Origin of the sequence: Mycobacterium sp. E1715, from assembly GCF_001667625.1 — a bacterium.
Lineage (GTDB): Bacteria > Actinomycetota > Actinomycetes > Mycobacteriales > Mycobacteriaceae > Mycobacterium.
Map to the genome: position 1 here is coordinate 1 of NZ_LZJJ01000547.1, position 762 is coordinate 762.

At 71.5% G+C, this 762-nt stretch carries 1 protein-coding gene and 1 pseudogene; one reads left to right on the forward strand and one right to left on the reverse strand.

What is annotated here, in order from left to right:
• A pseudogene (locus A9X03_RS30555) lies at positions 1-84 on the forward strand (hypothetical protein); the annotation flags it as partial.
• A 145-nt stretch (positions 85-229) separates the two neighbouring features.
• Here A9X03_RS30555 and A9X03_RS26715 read toward each other — a convergent pair.
• On the reverse strand, positions 230-762 hold a 533-nt coding region (locus A9X03_RS26715; protein ID WP_068261627.1), incomplete at its 5' end, for a DUF4129 domain-containing protein.

A 762-nucleotide genomic window follows, 5' to 3' on the forward strand; every position in this document is an offset into this window, starting at 1 on the left:
GCCCGCCAGCTCGAGGAGACGGGTGTGCTGAACCCGGCGCCCGGCCGGACCGCCAACGAACTGGCCGTCGACGCCGGATCCATCCGCGCCCCGGGACGCGGCGCGGTCAGGTAGGCATCGAGGCCGGCGATGACGGCCAGCACGATCAGCGTGAGGATTACCCAGCGCCAGGATCGCCAGCGCTGCAACGCCGTTGGGCTCGCCGGGTGGGGACCCGCCGTGGTCGCCATCACCGCACCTGCGCCCACGAGTCGGGCGCGGCGGTTTGCCCCGGCCCCCCGGGAACGGTCGCCGAGCGGGAGCGCAGGTGCTCGTCAAGGTCGGCGATCATCTGGTATGCGCTCTGGGTTCCCGGTCGCTCACCGTAGGTGACGTCGTTGAAAGCCGTTGCGGCTTGCGCTAATTCGCCGGCAAGGTGGGGCAGCGCGGCACCGGCGTCGACGGCCAGTTCGTTGGCGGTCCGGCCGGGCGCCGGGTTCAGCACACCCGTCTCCTCGAGCTGGCGGGCGACCGCCCGCAGGCGGTGGCGAATCGCTGCGGTCCATTCGCCCCGCGCCGCAAAGTCTTCGGCCGTCGCACGGTGCTGGGCCGCGGTGAGCTGCGCGGCCTCGAACAGCTGATAGTCACCGCCGCGGTTGGTGCGCATCGTGCGCCGCGCGACGTGGATCGCGACCGCCAACGCGATTGCCAGCATGATGAAAAGGACGGTGGCCGTGAGCCACCCGCCGGGGAAAGAGGCGGTCTTCTGCAGCAGCCGGTAAA